Origin of the sequence: Roseivirga sp., from assembly GCF_034669765.1 — a bacterium.
In the GTDB taxonomy this organism is placed as follows: domain Bacteria; phylum Bacteroidota; class Bacteroidia; order Cytophagales; family Cyclobacteriaceae; genus Roseivirga.
In genome coordinates this window covers 188,621-211,578 of record NZ_JAXMOQ010000001.1, presented here as the reverse complement: position 1 = coordinate 211,578, position 22,958 = coordinate 188,621, and the positions used below count along the sequence as shown (strand labels likewise).

The window sequence follows — 22,958 nt, the reverse complement described above, 5'->3', positions numbered from 1 at the left end:
GCTAACTGTTAAATTCCCTGTGGAATTCTAACTTCTGTAATTACAAACTTATCATTTTCATTGTAAATATTGAATGTCGCTTCCGATCCATAGATAAGTTTTAGTCTTTCTTTGGTATTGCTAATACCATAACCTCCCTTTTTCCCTGGTTTTTTGGCGACATGAACATACTGACCACTATTTTTTATCCGCAACTTCAACACAGAATCTTCGGTAATACTTTTTATTTCAATTATTCCACCATCTACCAAGTTCGAAACCCCATGTTTAATTGCATTTTCCACCAATGTTTGTAGCATCATCGGTGGAATCTGAAAATGATTGGAGCGCGGATCAATGTTATATTTGATCTTAAGCCGCTCTTCAAACCGAATGGATTCAAGTGCCAAATAAGCCCTTACAGTATTTAATTCGTCATTAAAATTAATGACTCTTTTTTTGTCCATAATGAGGGAGGTTCTCAAAATATTGGACAGTTGAGTAATGGCTATTTTTGCCTTGGCGGGTTCTTCATCTACCAAAGCCCTTACACTATTAAGAGCGTTAAAAATAAAGTGTGGATTCAGCTGAGATTTAAGTTGGTTCAGCTGCATTTCATTTATGGCTGCCTCATATTTAAGTGAGCGGTTGTTACTTTCTAGGTAATGGTAAAGGAAGTATATCGTAGTCCAAATAACATAAAGAAAGGCTGTTACCAGAAAATCGAAAGTAAGTTGAAGAAAGAGATCTCCATTAGTGTAGTCAGTGCTTCTAAATATTAAATAGGAAAGCTGATAGAGTAAGCCCGTAAGTACAGCCACAACCAATATAAGGCCCAATACTCGAGAAACAATTTTACCTAAATCTACTTTAAGCCAATTGTATTTGATTATTATGTTTCGAATTACAAAGTGTGAAACTAGAAAGGGAATAAGACTTTGAGTAACGGCCTCAAACTGCTGCCTTTGCATTTGTTCGGAGCTTTCACCAAGTGCTGAAATAAAAATCAAGTTGATGATGGCTGGTAAAGCCCATCCAACAATTTGTAATGTCCAGTATAACCTCTTCTTCCGCACCCCAAAAAGTAAGAATATTTAATCATTCCATACCTCTGGATTTTATAAAAGGCAGAAATAAATCCTAATTATAAGGATTCTCCTTGTTTGTAGTTTTTGTCGCGAACAAAAGTTCGAATAATTAAACGGGTTCCTCGGTCATAGGTAAAGTAGTTCCAAACCCAGTTACTGAAAACCACAAGACGGTTTCTGAAACCAATAATTGAGAGGAGGTGAACGAACATCCAAACTAACCAAGCAGGGAAACCACCAAAAGTGAATTTAGGCATATCCACGACTGCTCTATTACGCCCAACCGTGGCCATTGATCCTTTGTCTGTGTAGTCAAAGGGCTTCATTTCTACATTTTTTGATTGCCGAATGAGATTTCGAGCTAAAAGCTTCCCTTGTTGAATGGCAACTGGAGCCAACATGGGCTGGCCTTTTGGATATCTTTCCGTTTTCATAAAGGCAATATCTCCAAGGGCAAAAATATTCTTTAGATCTTTCACCGCGTTGAATTCATCTACTAAAATACGCCCACGCTCAAGCGAATTTTCTGGAACTCCGTTAATGATATTCCCTTTTACACCAGCTGCCCAAATCACTGTTTTCGCTGGAATCACTGTGCCATCAGAAAGAGTCACTTCTTCTCCGTCATAGGTTTTGAGCGAGGTATTTAGCTTCACATTTACATCGAAGGCAGCCAAGTATTTCAAGGCTTTTGCACTTGCCTTTTCAGACATTCCAGCCAAAAGTCGTGGACCCGCATCTACTAAATGCAGGTTCATAATGTTAAAGTCGATGTCTGGGTAATCTTTCGGCAATACATGCTTTTTCAATTCTCCAAGTGCGCCCGAAACTTCAACTCCTGTTGGCCCTCCACCAACTACCACAAAATTAGTCAGTTTGTCTTTTTCAAGATGATCTCTAGTCAAAACGGTCTGTTCAAAATTCTGCAGCATTTGACTTCTTAAATTAAGTGCTTGGGGAATTTGCTTTAAGGGAAAAGTGAGATTAAACATTTCCTTATTTCCGAAATAGTTGGTTTTAGAGCCGTTTGCAATTACCAAATAGTCATAATTTAAATCGCCAATAAGCGTCCTTATTTTCTGTTCTTCTGGGTGAATTTCCGTCACCTTGGCCATTCTAAAATAGAAGTCGGGATAGTTATTGAACAGCTGACGGAGGGCTCCTGCAATAGAGTCTGGTTCTAGGCCGGCTGTTGCTACCTGATAGAGCAACGGTTGAAAGGTGTGGTAGTTATTTCTATCTAATAAAACTACCTGGAAACCATGGCCTTTTAATCCTTTGGCCATTTGAATTCCGGCAAAACCCCCGCCAATAATTACTACTCTTTTCTTTTGGGTTTGAGGAATGTCGAGGTGGAGATTCTTAAAAGGGTCCATATGTTAATAATAGTTAATAAGTGAACGATTATGTGCTCGTATGGTTTAAATAAATGAACAAAGGTTTAAAAGAAAGTCTGAAGAATTTGTAATACTGTTTAACGACTTATCGTTAAAAAAATGAATAAAGAAATGACTAGCCATGGCTAGAAAAGGTAATGTTAAAATCGTGTTGGTAACTTTGAGTGTTAGGTAAATACTTAAGTTAAAAGTAGAGACAGATTAGATTGAGGTTTTAATGTTTTTGGTTGAAGATGGTGCTGTTGCGAAAGTGGCAGCATCTTTTTTTTGTTCCTACTGTTTAATCAAATGTTCCTTATAATTCGAATAGTTTTTGAAACTCATCTATCTTCAATCATGCAATCGCCTAAAACCCCTATTCAAGAAATCAAAGACCCGCTTTTCGATGAAAAGGGGGTTAGATTTTTAGTGAAGCGAGACGACCTAAATCACCCTGTGGTTTCGGGTAACAAGTTCAGAAAACTGAAATATAATCTTGAGCAAGCAAAACTGAAGGGACATGATACGCTCTTGACATTTGGTGGTGCCTTTTCCAATCATATTTATGCGGTAGCTGGTGCGGGTGCTTCTTTTGGTTTTAAAACCATTGGTGTTATTCGAGGCGAGGCGCACGAAACGCTGAATCCAACCTTGGCTTTTGCGCAATCTAAAGGAATGCATTTGCATTATATGGACAGGGAAAATTACCGAAGAAAAGGGGAGCCCGAAGTTTTAAAAAAGCTCGAAAGCCAATTTGGTAAATGCTATGTATTACCCGAAGGAGGCACTAACGCTTTGGCGATAAAAGGATGCGTGGAGATCATCAGCGAGATAGATCAGGATTTTGATGTGATTACTTGCCCAGTAGGCACTGGAGGTACCGTATCAGGGTTGATTGCAGGCTTAAATGGAATGAAACGAATAATAGGCTTTTCGGCACTTAAAGGAGACTTTTTGAAAGATGAAGTTCACACGCTTCTGCAAGGGGCTGATGTTGAAAATTTTGGTAATTGGTCTATCCAAACTGATTATCATTTTGGCGGCTATGCAAAGGTAAAACCCGCTTTGATTGACTTTATCCAGAAATTTGAGCGCGCTTATAATATCCCTTTAGATCCCATATATACAGGTAAAATGTTCTATGGCCTTTTCGATATGATTAGGAATGATTTCTTTGAACAAGGAACCGTAATTATGGCTTTGCATACGGGCGGCCTTCAAGGAAATGCTGGGTTTGATTTTAGAACTTAACCCAGCAGGTCTTCAAAAACATCCGTCAACCTGCTGAAAGGTCGGATTTTGATCTCATATTTTTTGGGATCGAGCCCTTTCATATTGTACTTAGAAATAAAGATTTCAGTAAAGCCCAGCTTTTCTGCTTCAGAAATTCGGTTGTCTATTCTGTTTACGGCCCTAACTTCTCCCCCTAAACCTACTTCGGCAGCAAAAGCTGTTTTATCGGATATGGGTACATCGTGTAAACCGCTTACTAGTGAGGCGCAAACTGCTAGGTCAATGGCGGGTTCTTCAATTTTTATTCCGCCTGCCACGTTTAAAAATACATCTTGGCTGCTGAGCCTGAACCCACCGCGTTTTTCCAACACAGCCAAAAGCATGTTGAGCCTTTTGGCATCGAAGCCAGTAGAGCTTCTTTGAGGCGTGCCGTACGAAGCTGTGCTCACCAGCGACTGAATCTCTATCAAAAGTGGTCGATTGCCTTCTATAGATGCACCAATGGCTACTCCTGGCGAATCAGCTTCGCGTTGACTGATTAGAATTTCAGACGGGTTTGAAACTTCGCGAAGCCCAGTGGACTGCATTTCGTAAATTCCCAATTCTGAAGTAGAGCCAAAACGATTCTTTACTGTCCGTAAAATTCGATAGGCTAAATGGCGGTCACCTTCAAACTGGAGGACGGTATCCACCATATGCTCCAATACTTTTGGGCCAGCCAAACTTCCTTCTTTGGTAATATGGCCTACTAAAAAGACGGGAGTGTTACTTTCTTTCGCAAACTTGAGCAGTTCAGCAGTACATTCTCTCACTTGAGATACGCTGCCTGCTGCAGATTCGATTCTTGGCGTGTGGAGTGTCTGTATCGAATCGATAACGAGAATGTCAGGTTGAATTTCTCGGATTTGAGTGAATATGTGTTGGGTAGAAGTTTCTGCTAGAATAAAGCAATTGTCTGACGATTGGCCAATTCGCTGCGCCCGCATTTTAATTTGCTGTTGACTCTCCTCCCCAGAAACATAAAGTACTTTTAATCTTTTAGATGAAAGGGCCAATTGAAGCATCAAAGTAGATTTGCCGATACCCGGTTCGCCACCAATAAGCACCAATGAGCCATATACTATTCCTCCGCCTAAAACCCGGTTTAATTCTTTGTCATAAGTGACAATTCGCTTTTCACTATTGCTCTCAATTTCGTTAAGACGAATGGGTTTTGAAGTAGGCGATTTAGAATCCTTTTCCCTCCAATTGGTGAGTTCTTTTTCAGGTGCTCCTACCTGTTCTTCAACATATGTATTCCATTCATTGCATGAATTACATTTGCCAACCCACTTGGCAGATTGGACTCCACAATTTTGACAAACGTAAACAGATTTGATCTTCGCCATACCATGGGCAAGTTAAATGGAAAGGGAGTATAAAAAAATAGCGGGCACCTTCTGCGCCCGCTTTTCAATCGAATTATCAACATCTTTTTTTTACTAACTATGAAGAGAGTATTTCAAAATGAATGTTAATTCCTTTGCATACTGGGTTTGGAGCAAAAAGGATTCATTTTGGATTAACTTTTTAGTTGAAAAATGTAAAGTTCCTCTTATAGTGGTATTGAATATAAATGAGTACAATTAGAGACAGTAATATTTGGTTTATTAATCCAGTTTTTGGGCGCAAATCAGATTAACTCAATAGACTTGCAATATCGCTGGCTTCTAACTTTTTGATAAAGCTTTCTTCTGTGGTGATTAAATCTGAGGCCAACTTGATTTTGTTTTGTTGTAGGGCCAGAATTTTTTCCTCTACCGTGTTTCGGGTGATAAATTTGTAGGTGAACACGGTGTTTTTCTGCCCAATTCTGTGGGCTCTGTCTACGGCTTGCGCTTCAATAGCTGGGTTCCACCAAGGGTCAAGTAAGAATACATAATCTGCTCGGGTGAGGTTTAAACCTACACCACCAGCTTTTAGAGAAATCAAGAATAACCTTATGCTTTCGTCTTCTTGAAAAAGCTCTACTTGTTCTTGTCTGTTTTTGGTACTTCCGTCCAAATAGGCATATGTCATTTCGTTTTTATCGAAATACTCCCGCACAATGGATAAATGCTTTACAAACTGACTAAAAATAAGGATTTTATGGCCTTTACTCAAGGCAGATTCAATCATATAAGTTACATCTTCCAGCTTTCCAGAATCACCGGTATATTCAGGGTCTGTCATTCTAGGGTGGTTGGCAATTTGCCTGAGTTGTGTGAGGCCTTGCAGCAGTAGCAGCTGGGACTTTTTAACGCCAGTTTTTTCTATGTTGTCCAGAATCTTGTTTCGGTAATACGATTTTACCTCTTCATATTTTTCTTCCTGTTGGGCAGTCATTGTGCTGTATTTCACATTTTCTACCTTTTCGGGCAAGTCCTTGGCCACTTGCGATTTTTGCCTTCTTAAAATGAACGGTTTAATGATTACGTTCAGCCTTTTGGCTTTTTCTTGGTCTTGCTTCTTTTCGATAGGTATTTGAAACTCATCTTTAAAGTAACTCTCCGTACCCAATAGTCCAGGGTTTACAAAACTCATTTGAGACCATAAGTCTAAAGTGCTGTTTTCAAGTGGAGTTCCAGTAAGGATAAGTCTGTATTTAGACTTTAGCTTACGGACGGACTTGGCAATGTTGGAAGATGGGTTTTTGATGGCTTGCGACTCATCTAGAATCACATAGTTAAAGTAGTAACCCTTCAGAATATCAATATCTATTCTTGTAATGCCATAAGAAGTAAGCACCAAATCATAGCCTTCAAAGTTTGCTACATCTTTGTCTCTTCCAGAACCAGTATACACCAATACTTTGAGGTCAGGAGTAAATTTTGAGGCTTCAATTTCCCAGTTGTAAATTAGGGAAGTAGGCATGATTAGTAGCGATGCATTCTTCTTTCCCTTGTCTTTTTCCGACTGAAGCATGGCCAAGGTTTGGACGGTTTTACCCAAACCCATGTCATCTGCCAAGCAACCTCCAAAGTTATAGCTAGAAAGGAAACGCATCCAATTATACCCTGCTTTTTGATAAGGCCTTAGCTCCCCAATAAAGCTTGGCGGAATGTCGAAATCTTCAATTTCCTCAAAGTTTTCGAGCTGCCTAAGCTTCCTGTCCATACTGACTTGAGCCAGTTGTCCGTTCTGTAAATCTTGAATAAGCGACAGGTGATGCTTTTTAAGTCGTGGAGCACCTTCGTGATCCATGAAGGCGAAGAGCTCAGCATAATTGACAAACCATGCGTCAGGAATTACCGCTATTTCACCATTTGGAAGTATGATTTCCCTTTTTTTGCCTGAAATAAGTTTTCTTAATTGCTCAAAGGGGATTTCGAAATCCCCGAATTTTATGATGGCGTGAATGTCGAACCAGTCGATGTTTTCATTCACTTTGATATCAATATGGGCTTCGCCAACAAAATAGCGTTTGCTGTCTTTTTCACTTTGGCGTACGATAATACCTTCGTTGTCAATAAATTCTTTTTTCTCTGAAAGCCAGGCAAAGCCTTCTCCACGGGTTAAGGTCTGGCGTCCATTTTTTAGCACTAAACCCTTCTCTGCTAATTTATTAATGATCCATAATTCAGCGTCAAGATTTCGCTTTACTTTATGGAAAATGTAATCCTCGCCTTTCTGCTCAAGCTTTACTGATGAGGCTGCATTTATATCATATGGGAAAGTATATGGGCCATACTTAAAGCCAATTTTAAATAGCAATTTGGCGGGTTCTAGATCCCCTTTTCCATTGCTTTTACTAGACCCAAAAAGGTCTGGTGTTGCTGTTTGAGCCGTTGATAATTCCGAGAAAGTAATTTCTGTTATCAGGTCATGCCTTTCGGTGTTAATGTCAAAACCCTTGGCATATACATCGAATGAAGCCACCAAATTACTGACAAATTTTTCGTAGTAAGTGGCTTCCACTTTTCTAGGGATTACAACAAACTTCTTATTCAAAAAGGGTTTCAGCTTTGGCCCATCAACTCCTTTTTCGAAGCGGAATAGCTGATCATTTACCACCAACCAGGCTGGCTGATTACAAATGAGGAATGACCCATTATACTGCCATTCTAATCTTTCGCCATTGTGTTTAATGGTAGGGAAGTAGTGAGTGTTATCCTCGTTTCTTCTGAAATGAAAAAGCACACTGGCCTTTTGTTCCATCCAGTGAATTTGCCGCCAAGCGGGCTCACCATCGCGACCCATTTCAAAAATCATTTTCCCTTCCATAAGGTCCAGAATTCTCGAACGCCTTACTTCTAGGTAGTGGTCAATGGTGTTTTGTAATTCAACATCGCCTTTTTCTTTGTCATATACTTTGAAAAAGAAATCAGCGGGTTTGATTTTTTTCTTGTAGAACTTAAGGGTGATGGCTTCTTGTTGCATTTGGTCCATGAGCTTTATCAGCTCAAAGTCACGGTCGTCCATTTTGGCCCCAAATTCTTTAGCGTTTTTGGAAGATATGTTTTGGTGTTGCAGGGTCAAGCGCCCTTTGTCATCCAACTGAATTACAAAGGACTCAAAGAGATAGCCTAAGTATTCGTGCTGAAAAAGCGAATAGATTAATTGGAACGGTTTGCCTGTTGATACCTTCATTTCAAAAAAATGCGACCCGCAAATTAATTATTAATTTGAGAAGGGCTGGCCGAAATTGAACAAAAAGCCAAGTAAAAAATATAACTACTTGAAAATCAATTGAGATTTTTAATGGTTTCTACGCGTGATGCAATAATTGCGGGGCGGTAGGATATTAAAACGGTAATCAGAAAAATACTAACGCCCACCATAATAAAATCCGTTAACTCTAATTTAACAGGATAGGCATTCATTACTGCACTTTGCATTCCCATGCTCACCAAGCCAAACCGCTGTTGTAAGAGACAAAGGGCCAATCCACTTAATAAGCCGATTACTGAACCTACCAGAGAAATTATGCTGCCTTGCTTAAGGAAAATCTGTCGAATAAACGGTGCTGTAGCTCCAAAGGAGTAGAGCACGGAGATGTCTCGCTTCTTTTCAATTGCCAGCATGGAAAGGGTAAAGAAAATATTGAAAGAGGCGATAGCCATAATGAATGATAGTGTGATGTAAGCAAAAAGTTTTTCAATTTTTATGGCCTTTAATAAACTAGAATGAAGTTCATCGCTATCTAGGACCTTAAATTCACTTCCGAGTGTATTTTTGACCTGTTCTTTTAATTTCTTAATGCTTACCCCTTCATTAAGGTAAAGTTCAATGGAAGTCCGCTTATCCCCATAATCCATTAATTCTTGGGCGAAACTCAATGGAACAAATACATAGCTTTCATTATAAACGGGTTCAATGTTGAAAATGGCAGTGGGTACTATACTTTTTCGAGTGATTGAACTATTGGTAACGATTACCCCTGGTTTGAGTTTTTTGGGGTAAACGATTTGCATTCCATAGGGGTTTACATCAAGCCTCAGGCTTAAATCATAGGCCACACCTGTTCCTAAAATTGCATAGTTGATGTTGTTTTCTTTTAACTTCAATTTGCCTCGCACCAAAAAAGAGTCGAGTCGGTTTACGGTAGCATAGTTGCTTTCAACCCCCTTAATTTTAGCCACTACTTGTTGGTCCTGAAATAGAATGAGGGCGTTATCTTCAATCACCTCAGTCACAACATTTATACCATCAATGGTTTCTATTTTTGAGCGCAGCTCAGGTGTCATCAAGAAAGATTTTCCTACTGATGCTTGAATGGTTAATGGAGCATCAAAGGAGTTGTATATTGAGCGAACAAAATCTTGAAGGCCATTGAAAACCGAAAGTACAACGATTAGGGAGGCTGTGCCTATGGCCACGCCAATCACGGAGATCCATGAAAGTACCTGAATGAAGTTCTTTTTTTTCTTTGAAGCGAAATAACGCTTTGCTATGAAACTGGAGAGGTTCAAAATTTATTCTTCAGTATCGTTATTTGGAGTGGGCGGTATATTCAGTTTGTTAATAATTTGGTCCATTTTCTCAGCTTCCTCGGCAGTATTGTCTGAATGGAAAGCGATATGTGGAACGATTCGTACTTCTTTGCCAATACGTCTTCCTAGGCTTCCACGAATTTTGCTTTTGGCTGCTTCTATTTCTTCCATAATTTTTTCAGAGGATTTCACTGGGAAAATACTGAGGTAAATTCTGGCTAAACCGAGATCAGGGCTCATGCTGACATCAGATACGGTAACCAATGAGCCGATGAATTTAGCGGAGTGTTCCTTTTGAAATATTTCACTTATCTCTTTTTGAATGAGTTTAGAAAATTTAAGCTGTCTTTTACTTTGGGTCATGCTGCAAATATCTTATTAATTTATCTATTTTCCTTCCTGCCATTTTTTTGGCTTATTTTAGCAACTCATTGTAACAACATTCAAATTGCTTCGATTCTTCAGAAAAAACGATCCCTACTTGCTATTGTTTATAGCTGCCTTTTTGATCATTACCAGGGTCATTTTGCTCATTATGGGCATAGAGGAATCTACTATTCTGAATGACTCATACTTGTTGGGTTCTTCTTTAAACGAAAACCCAGGGATGATAATATCCAATTCCATTTCTGCTGGGCCATTGTATGTCTTTTTTTACGGATTACTTACATTTTTATTTAATAGTTCCGTGTTGGTATCAGTTGTGGTGTCAACTATACTTGTTTTTATACAAGCGCTAATTTTTAATTCAACACTTCAAAGGAATGCAGCTTTTGAAGAAAATACTTATTTGCCTGGTATACTTTACGCCTTGATATTAAGCTCAAATCAAGAGTTTTTGTTCTTAAGTCCAGCGTTAATGGCCAATACCTTTTTGCTTTTAGCTATGGATAAAATTCTTGTTCATCTGAAGTTTAGGGGATCAGAAGAGAATATTCTTACAACAGGGTTCTTATTAGGCTTGGGCGCTTTGTGTTATGCTCCGTACTTTATTTTCTTGATTTTCGCCATTATTATTTACGTCATCTATTCGGGTACTTTAGTTAGAAGGTACTTCTTAATGACATATGGATTTGTTTTTAGTTTTCTAATCTTCTGGATTTATTATTTATACTCCGGACAAGGAGGAGTTTTTCTGGGAGATTACTTTTCAGGTCTGTTTCAGATAAATGAAATGGACAGCGGAGTAATTAATGAACTGCTATTGATTTTTGGTTTGCCTTTATTTCTGAGTGTTTTATCTGGAGCTCAAAGCTTTCAGGGGGTTGGGCTTATAAATCATCAAATTTTGATACAAAGGATGATGTTATGGATGTTAATCTTCGCTTTTGTGATTTTTCGATTAGATAATCAGTTAACACTATTGACAGCACAAACCATAATTATACCCTTGACTTTTTTTTCCACTCAGTTTTTGCTGACAAGAGGAAAACGCTGGGTTGCGGAAATTGTATTTTTTCTTCTTGTAGTCTCTTCAATCACTTTTCTGTTCACACCTTGATTAAGGTGGACAACTAGCAATTGATTTTATCAACTCTTTTTTGGTGTCTGCCACCCTCAAAATCAGTTTCAAGAAATACTTTTGTCATTTCTTTTGCTAGGTCTAAATCTACAAATCGTGCAGGGATACAAACAACATTTGCATTATTGTGTTGGCGTGCCAAAGAAGCCAATTCTGTATTCCAAGTTAAGGCAGCTCTTATTCCCTGATGTTTATTAGCGGTCATGCAAACACCATTTCCGCTTCCGCAAATGGCAATCCCTAAATCCAGCTTACCAGCTTCAACTTGAGAGGCCATTGGGTGGATGTAATCTGGGTAGTCTACCGAATCTGTCGAGTTAGGTCCAAAGTCTGTCACTTTAAATCCTAAGGCCTCTAAATAAGGTATGATTTCACTTTTGTATTCGTAACCTGCGTGGTCGCCACCAATTCCTATATTCTTCATTTTATTGATTTTTCTGACTTTTCTTTTCTACTCTTCTCGAGACGATGATACTTACCTCGTAAAGTACTATAATTGGTAAAGAAATTAAAACCTGACTCATTACATCGGGGGGGGTAAGTATTGCTGATAGAATAAGTATAACCACTAAAGCGTGTTTTCTATACCTTTTCATTAATGCTGGCGTAACTAAACCTGCCTTAGATAGAAAATAAGATACCACGGGCAGTTGAAACATAAAGCCACAAGCCAAGGTGAGCATTGTCAACATTCCCACAATAGACTTAATATCAATATCGTTTTTGATCAGATCGGATAGACTATAATTGGCTAGAAAATTTATAGAAAGTGGAGTGATGATGAAGTACCCAAAAGACACTCCTAGAATAAAAAGGAAGGATACAACCAAAACAGCTCCTCTCGATGCGCTTTTTTCACTGCCTTTCAATCCTGGCTTAATAAACCTCCAAAGCTCCCAAAACACATAGGGAAAGCCCAATATCAAACCAATAACAGCTGAAGACATAATATCCATCATAAACTGCCCTGCCATTTCTCTATTCTGAAAAGAAATGGGAATTGTATCGATGCATAATTGAGGGGAGCCAATCACTTCCGCAAGCTCACAGAGCTTTCTATAAGTCCAAAAGTCAGGTTGAGTAGGGCCTAAAATTACAGTACCCCAAACAAAATCAGTTGATAAGTAGGCTAAGAGGGCGAAAACGAAAATAGCAATCACGGATCGCACCAAGTGCCATCTAAGCTCTTCAAGATGGTCTAAAAAGCCCATCTCGGTTTTATCATTTAACTGATCTAGTGCCAATTAGTTAAACCTGAAAAAGTGGATAATCTCGCATCCATGAATTAACATCAGCGCGAATTGAATTAAGTTTTGAATCATTATCATGACTCATAAGCGCCTGATCAATCATTTCAACGATTCGTTCCATATCTGATTCAATTAAACCTCGCGATGTAATTGCAGCGGTTCCAATTCGCATTCCTGATGTTATAAATGGAGACTTGTCATCGAATGGAACCATGTTTTTATTGATCGTGATGTCTGCCTTTCCTAATGTAGCTTCGGCTATTTTTCCAGTAAGTCCCTTACTTCTAAGATCAATCAACATCATGTGATTATCGGTACCTCCAGAAATAATCTTATAACCTGAGTCCATAAATGCTTTTGCCATGACATGGGCATTTTTCTTCACTTGAAGAATGTAGTCCATATATTGGTCACTCAAAGCTTCCCCAAAAGAAACTGCTTTGGCGGCAATTACATGCTCCAATGGCCCGCCCTGTGTACCAGGGAAAACACCAGAATCGAGTAGTTGAGACATCATTCTAGGTTCACCTTTTGGAGTTTTTAAACCCCAAGGGTTCTCGAAATCTTCACCCATCATGATTAAACCGCCTCTTGGTCCTCTAAGAGTCTTGTGCGTGGTCGTTGTAACGATATGGCAATGTTCTAATGGGTCGTTTAATATTCCTCTGGCAATTAAACCAGATGGATGAGAAATGTCGGCCAAAAGAAGGGCCCCAATTTTGTCTGCTATTTCACGTAGACGTTCATAATTCCAATCTCTACTATAAGCAGAAGCACCGCATATAATCATTTGTGGCCTTTGCTCTAAAGCAATGGTCTCAACTTTATCCCAATCGATCAATCCAGTTTCCTGCTCAACCCCATAAAAGGATGGTTGGTACAATTTACCCGAAAAGTTTACCGGAGAACCATGAGTAAGGTGACCTCCATGGGATAGGTCAAAGCCTAAAATTTTGTCTCCAGCTTTTAAGCATGCGAGCATTACAGCAGCATTGGCTTGTGCGCCTGAGTGTGGTTGTACATTGGCCCATTCAGCCCCAAATAATTCTTTAATTCTTGAAATCGCCAATGACTCAACTTCATCTACAATCTCACAGCCACCATAGTACCTCTTGCCAGGGAGCCCTTCTGCGTATTTATTTGTTAGCACTGAACCCATGGCTTCCATGACTTGGTCAGATACATAGTTTTCCGAAGCAATTAATTCAAGCCCTTCGGTTTGCCTGTGACGTTCTTTTTTAATAAGATCGAAAATGAGTTGGTCTCTTTGCATGGCAATGGGTGTAGTTTTCGCCAAAAATAGGGTAACAAGTTCTAATTACCAACCAAGGTAGTCTAGCAAATGAATATAAAAAAAGAAAGGGGAATCTTATTTCTGAACACCAACAGCTTCTAGAATGGTGTCTATTACCTGAATATGAGTGAATGGTTTTCCGATATAACCACTCATACCGCAATCTTCCATTTCAAGTTTAACATCATTGTAGCTATAAGTAGTATATGCCAATATCGGAATTGGGTTGTTTTTATATTCTTCTGTTTCTCTAATTAACTTTGTAGCAGCAAAACCATCTATGTTTGGCATATGCAAATCCATTAAAATTAGCTGTATTGGCTTGGACTTGAAAGCTACTAAAGATTCTTCTGCACTAAGGCATTTGAAAGAAGTGCCTCCGAATTTGGCTAGAGTCTTGTCTGCAACTGTAAGATTAATAGGGTTATCGTCAACTACCAGGATGTTGATACCTTCCAGTAATTTCCAGTCAGACTTATTCACAATAAACGAAGGCTCATTGGAAAATCGATCCTCCATCAAATGAATCTTATCGTCTATTAAATAGTATGATGTCCCTTTCAATTGCAAAATGTCTCTTTATAGCTTTAATGATTTAAAATGGCAAATGTCACCCTCGGAAAACCATTAATTTTATATTTTCAGAAAAAATCACTTTAAAATCGAAAAAAGTTATAGTTCTTGGGTGTACAATACAGAAGCCAATGGTAGGTTATTTACCTAATTATACCCTAAAAAGGTGGGGTTTTTGAAAAAAAATAAAAAAAATCACTTTACAAGGGTGACCTTTAGGGTTCTTAATCATTAATAAGAGAAGGCATGAGCGAGAGCAGTCTTATTGTGAGACTAAAACGCGGTGATCAGCAAGCACTTGAACAGATTTATTCTGACTATAGGCAAAGCTTTATTGCGTATATCACAAACACTCATAATTGTTCACAAGAACAAGCTGTTGATATTTATCAATATGCCATTTTATCTTTCTATGAAAATGTCGTAGATGGTAGTTTTGAGGAAATGAATGCTGCTGGGATTAAGACGTATCTCTATTCTATTGGAAAAAATAAGTTGCTTGGTGATTTAAGGAAGAAGAACAAAATCACTTTTCAAGGAAAATTCAATGATGATGATCTTATACTTGAAGACGATGATTTCGAAGTTGAGAAAATCGAAAAGTATGATAGAGTCAGAGAAATTATAAGTTCAATGGGAGATCCTTGCAAGCGAATTTTAGAGCTATTCTATTTCAACAAGCTTTCCACTGATGAGATTGCTGAAATAATGGGGTATAGTAGCGGTAACACAGTAAAAAACTTGAAATACAAGTGTATTCAAAGAATAAAGAAACTAATAGAGTAAATTCCGATGAAAGAGAATTTAGATTTAATTGATGCTTATTTGAATGGCAATCTCGAAATAAACGAGATGCAGGACTTTGATGATAGGTTAAAGAGTGATCCTGAATTTCAATTGGAATTTCAAGAAGCAAAACTCATTAAAAATATTCTTAGAGAAGAAGTTAAACTTAAAGTACTTCAATCTTTAAAAAACCAAGAAGCCTCGATTGAAAAACGTCAAACAATTAAAACCCACACCACTATGAAAAAATACATTTCGATTGCAGCTACTCTGCTTTTGATAGTTTCGCTGAGTTACATTGGTCTCTTTAGCGGTACATCAGAAGTTAATGGAGCGAAAGTTTTCGGACAATACTATGAGGCGTATACTAACATTGCATCAGGTATTGAAAGAGGGACGGCTGTTGACCTTACAAATTTGAAAAACAGAGCTTATTATGCTTATGACTTAGGTAACTATGAAGAAGCAGAAAGAGGACTTGCTCAATTGGTAGAAACGGATAAGAATGCCGACAACTATTTCTATTTGGGTATTGCCCATATTGAGACAGGAGATACCGAAGCAGCCAAAAATGATTTAAATGTTGTTCTTAATAATTACTCAAAATATGCTGAACAAGCCCAATGGTATTTAGCACTTACTCTTTTGAAAGATGGAGCAACTGATGAAGCATTGTCTAACCTTGTTGATCTAAGTGTTAAAGGCGATTCTTATAAAGAGAAGAGTCTGGAGATACTTAAGGAGAAATTTGGGTTGAAGAGTTTAGGTGAAACTAACCCTGTTATTGTAGTTGAAACTACCACGAGGCCAGAAAGTGATGAGTCTGGAGGCTTAGGTACTAATGTTCCCGATGGTTCATTTGTTGACCAGCGCCAAGTACAGTTTGGAACAGTTGTGAATCCCAATAATGGGGAGGAGTATCGTTTCTTCAATGATAGACCAATAAGGAATCTTAAAGAAGGGGATATGATTGAATGCATCATTTTAACCAGAGGTAAAAAAGGGCGTGGTAAAGGTTACGCTTTCTTGCTAGGATAAATTAGAATTCCATATACACACATATACACACACTTTAAAACGTCTCAATTTATTTTGAGACGTTTTTTGCTTTTATGAGCTTTTCGTTTTCTGTCACAGATTGAAGCAAGCTTGGTGATACAAGTCCGATTCACCAGAAATCGGGAAATACCCCCTTCCTGACCCTTCTTTTAGGTATTTTTATATCTGCAATCAATACTCATGGCATTTGCCTTGTTGGTGAATAATTGAGCATCCATAACTATTTCGAAACCTTTAGAATGCTTTCAGCCTTTGTCTATGTATCAAATGAAGAAGAAGTACAAATTGAATATTCTTGTTCTAAATTTGATTCTTCAATTTGAAGTGTAATTAAAAAGGAAGTTTCTTTTTTCTCTTGACTGGAAAAAACAAATGGAGAGAAGAAACAATTTGATTTACTAAGTATGGAAAACTGGAGTATCCGAAGGTTAAACGAGCTCACCAAAAACGGAGAAGGTATTCACCTTGAATTTAAAAGGAAAGCTAACTTTCCAGATAAGATAGCCAAAGAGTTGGTTGCTTTTGCCAATACCCAAGGAGGTATACTTCTACTTGGTGTAGATGATGACGGTACATTATCTGGCACTCGCAACATAGAAGGGGAAGTATTTGTGATGGAGCAGGCCATTGGAAATTTAATTTGGCCAAAACTCGATTACGCGTTGAAGGTTGTTAAACTTAATGAGAAGAAAGGAGTAGCGGTTTTTGAAATTCAAAAAGGTCAGAAATTACCTTTACAGTTACGAGAAAAGTCTGATACCAAAGCGGGAAAAGCATATATTAGGGTGGGTGAACAAAGTCTGCAAGCAAGTAAAGAAATGCGTGAAATTTTAAGAAGACGTGTTAAAGCAAAAGACACACAATTCACCTTTGGTGAAAAGGAAAGAACGTTGATGGAGCTTTTAGAGAACAACCGGACCATTTCTCTTATTGAGTTTGCAAAGGCTGCTAAGCTTTCAAAGTTTATCGCTTCACGAACATTGATAAAATTGGTACTTGCAAACGTATTGGAAATACAACCGGAAGAAGGTCAAGATGTATATTTCAGGAAATAGAGGTTTTAAAAATTGGAATGACAATTGATGAAGAGAGATTAGCAAAAACGGATCGTATTATGAGAATCAAAAGTCTAATAGCAGCATTTTTAGTTTTAGGCGTATTCATTTCAACTCAGGCGATGGCCCAGAGGAAAGAAAAATATGATATAAAGAAAGCGCAGAAAACTATCACCGAGTTCAAGAAAGTAGATAGCGGCTTGGAGGGGTTCTTTGATAATTCCTTTGGTTATGCGGTGTTTCCATGAATTGGAAAAGGCGGCATTGGTATTGGAGGAGCGGCTGGAAAAGGGGTGGTGTTTAAGCAGGGAGAAATGATTGGAGGATCTAATATGACTCAAATCACTGTGGGCTTCCAGTTGGGAGGGCAAGAATACAGTGAAGTTATCTTCTTTGAGACAGCCGATAGTTACAATAGATTCATCAATAATAAATACCAGTTCGCAGCTCAAGCTTCGGCTGTAGCATTAAAGTCAGGAATATCGGCAGATGCAAGTTATACCGATGGAGTAGCCGTTTTCACCCAAGACAAAGGCGGATTAATGTATGAAGCCTCTGTTGGAGGACAAAAGTTTAAGTTTGTTTCAGAGAACGAAATGAAGTAGTGTCTGACTAAAAATACTTGAAGTTATTGACCGTTTTACCCGAGAAGGGTAAGCCTTTTTTATTACCCTATTGCAAGGTGTTTTTTATAATCTTTTTCATTTACTTTAGTAGATTAACTCTACAATATTGATAAGGCAAATATTCTCTCAGCGGAATTTTAATTGGGTATTGAAGCTGGGTACTCTCTCATTAATTTTAGGATTCATAATTCTTTTCATTTCTGCGGATGACATTACCCCTGAGGGCTTTGGCGGGTTGAGCTTTGAGCAGATCTTTTTTATGGCTGTATTTATCGCGCCATTTCTTGAAGAAACAACTTTCCGTGGTCAGCACTCGTCAAATAGAACAATCAAAATCGTTAGTCTTATTGCCATCATTCTATTGACGATTAGTCAGTATTCTGAGTGGCTCAATTTCACTTTAGGTTTAGCCTTGATTATCGTCATTCTTTTATCGAGAACTGAACGTCTAAGTCGTGATAAGTTTTTGCCTAGCTACATTATTCTCAACTCAGTATTATTCGCTTTAGTCCATTTAAGTGAAGGTGAATTTGGGTTGAATATTGACACTTTCCTTGTCCTTATACAATTAGGTGCAGGCCTAATTTTTAACTGGATTTGCCTGAACTTTAAGCTTCGTAATGCCATATACATTCATATGAGCTGGAATTTCATGTTATTTACCATTTTGTTTTTCGCTCTTCAATTTCCTTTTTGCAACAAAGTAGTTAAAGAAACGGAACATGGTATACTCAGTTATGAGCAGGTACCTTTTTATGATGGTAAGCCAAGTAAATTCCAGATTAATAGTTCAGAGGTAACTCTTGAAGGTCAGGGGATTGATGCGCTATTTAGATATTTAGAATTGGCTGACAAAGGCAAAAGTACTGACGATTTTCTAATTAATGCACCATTTTTCAGATTCAACTTGAATTATACCTCTAAACATGACACAATCTTTTACCAAGATTTCTTTGAGGCTTTACAAAAAGAAGAATTGATTAGTTTAGCCAAGAAGTCTAAAGGCAGTTTAAAATAGATAGAGGCAAACCATTCATCAGGCCAACTGACAATCATAGCAACTTCACTGATGAACTTCGGTTTTCTCTTCTATTTTTACCTTTTGATTAAACTCGTTCTACAAATGAAAAAGCTATCAAAGTTATTTTTTATTGCTTGCCTATTTTTGACAATTGGGCACTTGACAATTGCTCAGCAGCCTGATAATCAATCAGGGGTTACCGAATTATACGATTTTTCTGTCAACCTAAGAGCAGATTACGGAAGCCTTTCTCGCTTCTATTCTATTGAAAACTCACCTGAAAGAAGGCTGCGTTTTGAAAGTTTTTTCAAGGACCAACTTTCAAAACTTGAAAAATTGAATTTCAACAAACTGTCCACTGGAGGCCAAGTAGACTACCTACTTCAGAAACGATATATAGATGAAAACCTGTTTGAGTTATCGGTAGAAGAAAAAGAAGTAAACCAGCTGAAAAGATGGATTAGCCCAGCCGTACCTCTTTATGATCTGGAAAAGAAGAGAAGAAGAGGGTTGCACCTGGACAGCGAAAAAGTGGCGGCTGACTTGAATGACATCGCCAAAAAGCTGAAAGTGGCCACTGCTGAATTGAAAAAGGAGAATCCAACTTTTTCTAGAGAACTAACTCGGAGAGCAGAAAGAACAATTCGTGGACAAAAGCGTGCGCTCAATAGTGTTTATGATTTTTACAAAGGTTACGATCCGCTGTTTACTTGGTGGGTGACAAAACCATATGAAGTATTGGATAAGGCTTTGGATGATTACTCAAAAGTACTCAGTGCGCAAGTCGACAAATCTACATTGCCGAAAGATGATGGTAGCGGAATTATAGGAAATCCGATTGGAAGAGAGGAACTCATTAGACAGATGAAATACGAAATGATTCCTTATTCACCTGAGCAATTGGTAGAAATTGCCAACAAAGAATTTGCTTGGGCAGATGCAGAATTATTAAAAGCATCAAGAGAAATGGGCTTTGGTGATGACTGGCGAGCCGCGCAAGAAAAGGTGAAAATGTCTTTCGTGCCTGAAGGACACCAACCAGAAGCCATGCTAAAATTATATAATGAGTCAGTGGATTTCTTGAAAAAGAACAACCTGCTTACCATTCCCCCAATCGCAGAAGAAACTTGGAGAATGAGCATGATTTCGCCAGCACGACAATTGATCAGTCCTTTCTTTTTAGGGGGTGAAACACTTCAAATTTCTTACCCAACTGACGAAATGAACCATGAGGATAAATTGATGAGCATGCGAGGTAACAACCCTCATTTCTCTCGTGCAACGGTACACCACGAATTAATCGCTGGTCATCATCTCCAAGGTTTTATGAACAACCGAAATAAAGAGTATCGCTCTTATGGCACTCCTTTTTGGACCGAAGGCTGGGCACTTTATTGGGAGCTTTTACTTTGGGATATGGACTTTCCGCAGTCGCCAGAAGACCGCATAGGCATGCTATTTTGGAGAATGCACCGTTCGGCTCGAATCATATTTTCGCTCAACTATCACTTAGGCGAATGGACTCCTCAACAATGTATCGATTTCTTGGTGGATAGAGTGGGGCATGAACGCGCCAATGCCGAAGGTGAAGTGAGACGTTCTTTTGAGGGCAACTACGGGCCACTTTACCAATTGGCCTACATGACGGGTGGCCTCCAATTTTATGAGCTTAAAAAGGAATTAGTTGATAGTGGAAAAATGACCATTAAAGAATTTCACGATGCTGTTTTAAAAGAAAATAGCATGCCTGTAGAAATGGTACGTGCCATACTGACTGATCAGCGCTTAGAAAAGGACTTCGAAAGTAGCTGGATGTTCTATAATAAGTAATTAACAAGCTGAAAATTAACTTTGAACCAATTCTTGAAGGAGTTGAGGCTTAGATTATTAAACGTGTATTTAATTTTTACCTTTGCGCCTGACTTTAAAAACTAAACGATTATGAAAAACATACTTTCTATTGGCTTGGTAATTCTATTGGCCACTGCCATTGGATGCAGCAATGACAATACTTCTACTGCACAAATGAAAACACCACAAGATAGCCTGAGCTATGCTTATGGAGTTCAGATTGCAGAAATGCTAAAGCAACAGAACATAACCTTAGACGCTGATATGGTAGCGGCTGCTGTAAGAGAGGCTCTATCTGATACTGCTCAGATGACTTTAGACCAGTCACAAGAAATTCTTATTGCCGATCAACAGAGATCAATGGAAGGAGCAAAAGAAGAAGGCGAATTATTTTTAGCTGAAAACGCTACTAAAGCAGGGGTTCAAACTACAGCTACTGGTTTGCAATACAAGGTTGTTCAAGAAGGAACGGGCGCATCTCCAAAAGCAGAGGACACAGTAACTATTCATTACACAGGTAAACTTTTGGACGGTACAGTATTCGATAGTTCTGTGGGTGGCGATCCATTAACCTACCCTGTAAATCAATTTATTGCTGGATGGATCGAAGGTCTTCAGCTAATGAAAATAGGAGGCAAAGTGGAATTATACATTCCATCTGACTTAGCCTATGGCGAAAGAGGCATTAGCGGTGCAATTCCTCCATATGCTGCTTTAATCTTTGAAATCGAATTGCTAGAGATTAAGTAGTTTGCTAAAATTAAGATTTTGGAAGCCCTCTCGATGATTCGAGAGGGCTTTTTTGTTGTTTCAGGTTGGAACCAATATTTCCCATTTCATTCTTCCAATCAAAATTTAATTCTCTACATTTGCGCTACCGCAAGGGTTTCCTGAAAGCTTCGGTTTTCGGAATTAAAAGGGAATCGGGTGTAAATCCCGGACAGTCCCAGCTGCTGTAATCCTACAAAAAAGTGTATTGCACTTTGCCACTGTTTCGAAATTCGGAATGGGAAGGCGCAATAAACAAGGAGAGTCAGAAGACCTGCCATTGCAAAGTTCAACTAAACCACCCTCTGAGGAAGGGCAATAGCATGAAGAAAACTGAAAAACGCAATGCGCACCGCTGGGCGGTATATACCCTGCTGTGTTTCCTAATGGCTGGCTTTTCGGCCTGCCAATCCAATTCCAAAAATCAATCTGATTTTCCAGATTTCGATCCCCAAAAGGATTATTTTCCAGAGAAGGTCTCGATCGATCATTCCATTGGCTTTGATGTTGAATACCATAACAACTACAAAACACTCCACCTTTTTAGGCACTACAATGAAGTAGCAGATACCGTGAGTTTTCTGCTTGTTCAAAAAGGAACCCCAGCTCCAGAAGGTATTGACTTGCCAGTTATTGCTGTCCCTATTGAGAAAGCCGTTTCATTGTCCACCACACATTTAGCTATGTTTGAATTGCTCAATGCGCTTGGTGAACTCAAGGGAATTGAAAGGAGGCAATATGTGAGCAGTCCTAAGGTGGTCAGTATGGTAGACTCTGGTGAGGTCATAGAAGTAGAGCCTGCTGGAACACTAAACGTGGAGACCATTATCGAAATGGATGTTGATGTAGTCTTAGGTGTAGGCTATCCAAACTCACAGAACGAATCTTTTCAGCAGCTTCAACGCTTGAATATTCCTGTGGTGCTCAATGCCGATTGGCAAGAGGTTGACCTATTAGGGCGTGCCGAATGGGTAAAGCTATTGGCCGTTTTATTAAATAAAGAAAAGCTAGTCAACGAAAAATTTAGCACTATTGAAGCCGAGTTTCAGAGCGTTTTAGACTTGATTGCCGAAAAAGTGATTGATGCACCTCTGACCATCACGGGTATTGCTCAAGGCGATGCTTGGCAGGTTTCTGGTGGAAAAAGCTTTGCCTACAACGTTTTGAAAGTAGCCAAGGCCGATTACCCATGGAAAGATGATAATTCTACTGGTAGCATCAAGCTAAGTTTTGAAGCAGTGTATGAAGTTGGGTTGAATGCCGATTTCTGGATTGCGCCAGGCAGTGCTAGCAGCTTGCAGAATATAAGAGAAAGAGATCCGCGTTATATGGATTTCAAATCCTATAAAAACCGAGGCATTTACAATGTCTTTGGCCGAAATACCGAAGGCGGTGGCAATGACTATTACGAAACCGGTGTAATAGAACCGCACATTGTTTTGAAGGACGTGGTGAAAATCTTTCATCCCGAACTTCTCCCCGATCACCAATTGGTGTACTACAATCAGCTGAAGTAAGCTATTAAA

21 protein-coding genes and 1 riboswitch are annotated in these 22,958 nt (G+C 38.8%); of the genes, 11 read left to right on the top strand and 10 right to left on the bottom strand.

Features of this window, described 5'->3' with window-relative positions; genetic code table 11:
* Window positions 1–8 precede the first annotated feature (8 nt).
* Window positions 9–1,055: a sensor histidine kinase gene (locus VOI17_RS01005; protein WP_323755374.1), complete on the bottom strand. Its 1,047-nt coding sequence runs from the start codon at window positions 1,053–1,055 to the stop codon at window positions 9–11.
* 68 nt (window positions 1,056–1,123) lie between these two features.
* Window positions 1,124–2,443, bottom strand: coding sequence for an NAD(P)/FAD-dependent oxidoreductase (locus tag VOI17_RS01000; RefSeq protein ID WP_323755373.1), 1,320 nt, complete (start codon window positions 2,441–2,443; stop codon window positions 1,124–1,126).
* A 357-nt stretch (window positions 2,444–2,800) separates the two neighbouring features.
* Here VOI17_RS01000 and VOI17_RS00995 point away from each other — a divergent pair, with 357 nt between their 5' ends.
* The gene (locus tag VOI17_RS00995) at window positions 2,801–3,694 is read left to right on the top strand and encodes a 1-aminocyclopropane-1-carboxylate deaminase/D-cysteine desulfhydrase (RefSeq protein WP_323755372.1); all 894 of its coding nucleotides are present in this window, start codon (window positions 2,801–2,803) and stop codon (window positions 3,692–3,694) included.
* Here the strand turns inward: VOI17_RS00995 and radA are convergent.
* From radA to rbfA, 4 genes are all read right to left on the bottom strand, one after another.
* Window positions 3,691–5,064 carry a DNA repair protein RadA gene (radA, locus tag VOI17_RS00990; protein WP_323755371.1) on the bottom strand — a complete coding sequence of 458 codons (1,374 nt, stop codon included), beginning with the start codon at window positions 5,062–5,064 and terminating at the stop codon, window positions 3,691–3,693. The genes VOI17_RS00995 and radA overlap by 4 nt on opposite strands.
* A gap of 289 nt (window positions 5,065–5,353) precedes the next feature.
* Window positions 5,354–8,284 (bottom strand): DEAD/DEAH box helicase, encoded by a 2,931-nt coding sequence (locus VOI17_RS00985; protein ID WP_323755370.1) that lies wholly within the window; start codon window positions 8,282–8,284, stop codon window positions 5,354–5,356.
* A 95-nt stretch (window positions 8,285–8,379) separates the two neighbouring features.
* On the bottom strand, window positions 8,380–9,606 hold the full coding sequence (locus VOI17_RS00980; protein ID WP_323755369.1) for an ABC transporter permease: 1,227 nt from the start codon (window positions 9,604–9,606) through the stop codon (window positions 8,380–8,382).
* A 3-nt stretch (window positions 9,607–9,609) separates the two neighbouring features.
* Window positions 9,610–9,990 (bottom strand): 30S ribosome-binding factor RbfA, encoded by a 381-nt coding sequence (gene rbfA, locus VOI17_RS00975; protein WP_323755368.1) that lies wholly within the window; start codon window positions 9,988–9,990, stop codon window positions 9,610–9,612.
* A 118-nt stretch (window positions 9,991–10,108) separates the two neighbouring features.
* On the opposite strand from rbfA, the gene VOI17_RS00970 reads away from it, so the two are divergent.
* On the top strand, window positions 10,109–11,128 hold the full coding sequence (locus tag VOI17_RS00970; RefSeq protein ID WP_323755367.1) for a hypothetical protein: 1,020 nt from the start codon (window positions 10,109–10,111) through the stop codon (window positions 11,126–11,128).
* Between the two features lie 13 nt (window positions 11,129–11,141).
* On the opposite strand, the gene rpiB is transcribed toward VOI17_RS00970, so the two are convergent.
* From rpiB to VOI17_RS00950, 4 genes are all read right to left on the bottom strand, one after another.
* Window positions 11,142–11,573, bottom strand: a complete 432-nt coding sequence (rpiB, locus tag VOI17_RS00965; protein WP_323755366.1) for a ribose 5-phosphate isomerase B — start codon at window positions 11,571–11,573, stop codon at window positions 11,142–11,144.
* Window position 11,574: 1 nt separating this feature from the next.
* Window positions 11,575–12,393, bottom strand: a complete 819-nt coding sequence (tatC, locus tag VOI17_RS00960; protein ID WP_323755365.1) for a twin-arginine translocase subunit TatC — start codon at window positions 12,391–12,393, stop codon at window positions 11,575–11,577.
* Between the two features lie 4 nt (window positions 12,394–12,397).
* A complete protein-coding gene (gene glyA, locus VOI17_RS00955; protein WP_323755364.1) occupies window positions 12,398–13,672 on the bottom strand; it encodes a serine hydroxymethyltransferase in 1,275 nt (424 codons plus the stop codon).
* Window positions 13,673–13,768: 96 nt separating this feature from the next.
* Window positions 13,769–14,212 (bottom strand): response regulator, encoded by a 444-nt coding sequence (locus VOI17_RS00950; RefSeq protein WP_323755363.1) that lies wholly within the window; start codon window positions 14,210–14,212, stop codon window positions 13,769–13,771.
* 300 nt (window positions 14,213–14,512) lie between these two features.
* On the opposite strand from VOI17_RS00950, the gene VOI17_RS00945 reads away from it, so the two are divergent.
* From VOI17_RS00945 to VOI17_RS00905, 9 genes are all read left to right on the top strand, one after another.
* Complete coding sequence (locus VOI17_RS00945) at window positions 14,513–15,052, top strand: sigma-70 family RNA polymerase sigma factor (protein WP_323755362.1); 540 nt, start codon at window positions 14,513–14,515, stop codon at window positions 15,050–15,052.
* A gap of 6 nt (window positions 15,053–15,058) precedes the next feature.
* The gene (locus tag VOI17_RS00940) at window positions 15,059–16,090 is read left to right on the top strand and encodes a tetratricopeptide repeat protein (protein ID WP_323755361.1); all 1,032 of its coding nucleotides are present in this window, start codon (window positions 15,059–15,061) and stop codon (window positions 16,088–16,090) included.
* Window positions 16,091–16,515: 425 nt separating this feature from the next.
* Complete coding sequence (locus VOI17_RS00935) at window positions 16,516–17,166, top strand: ATP-binding protein (protein ID WP_323755360.1); 651 nt, start codon at window positions 16,516–16,518, stop codon at window positions 17,164–17,166.
* 17 nt (window positions 17,167–17,183) lie between these two features.
* Window positions 17,184–17,414 (top strand): hypothetical protein, encoded by a 231-nt coding sequence (locus VOI17_RS00930; RefSeq protein ID WP_323755359.1) that lies wholly within the window; start codon window positions 17,184–17,186, stop codon window positions 17,412–17,414.
* A 66-nt stretch (window positions 17,415–17,480) separates the two neighbouring features.
* The gene (locus tag VOI17_RS00925) at window positions 17,481–17,771 is read left to right on the top strand and encodes a YSC84-related protein (protein ID WP_323755358.1); all 291 of its coding nucleotides are present in this window, start codon (window positions 17,481–17,483) and stop codon (window positions 17,769–17,771) included.
* Between the two features lie 127 nt (window positions 17,772–17,898).
* Window positions 17,899–18,810 carry a type II CAAX prenyl endopeptidase Rce1 family protein gene (locus VOI17_RS00920; protein ID WP_323755357.1) on the top strand — a complete coding sequence of 304 codons (912 nt, stop codon included), beginning with the start codon at window positions 17,899–17,901 and terminating at the stop codon, window positions 18,808–18,810.
* A 105-nt stretch (window positions 18,811–18,915) separates the two neighbouring features.
* Window positions 18,916–20,643, top strand: a complete 1,728-nt coding sequence (locus tag VOI17_RS00915; RefSeq protein WP_323755356.1) for a DUF885 family protein — start codon at window positions 18,916–18,918, stop codon at window positions 20,641–20,643.
* A gap of 111 nt (window positions 20,644–20,754) precedes the next feature.
* On the top strand, window positions 20,755–21,414 hold the full coding sequence (locus VOI17_RS00910) for an FKBP-type peptidyl-prolyl cis-trans isomerase (protein ID WP_323755355.1): 660 nt from the start codon (window positions 20,755–20,757) through the stop codon (window positions 21,412–21,414).
* Window positions 21,415–21,530: 116 nt separating this feature from the next.
* Window positions 21,531–21,729: riboswitch (cobalamin riboswitch) on the top strand.
* Window positions 21,730–21,755: 26 nt separating this feature from the next.
* On the top strand, window positions 21,756–22,949 hold the full coding sequence (locus VOI17_RS00905) for an ABC transporter substrate-binding protein (RefSeq protein ID WP_323755354.1): 1,194 nt from the start codon (window positions 21,756–21,758) through the stop codon (window positions 22,947–22,949).
* The last annotated feature ends 9 nt before the right edge of the window (window positions 22,950–22,958 follow it).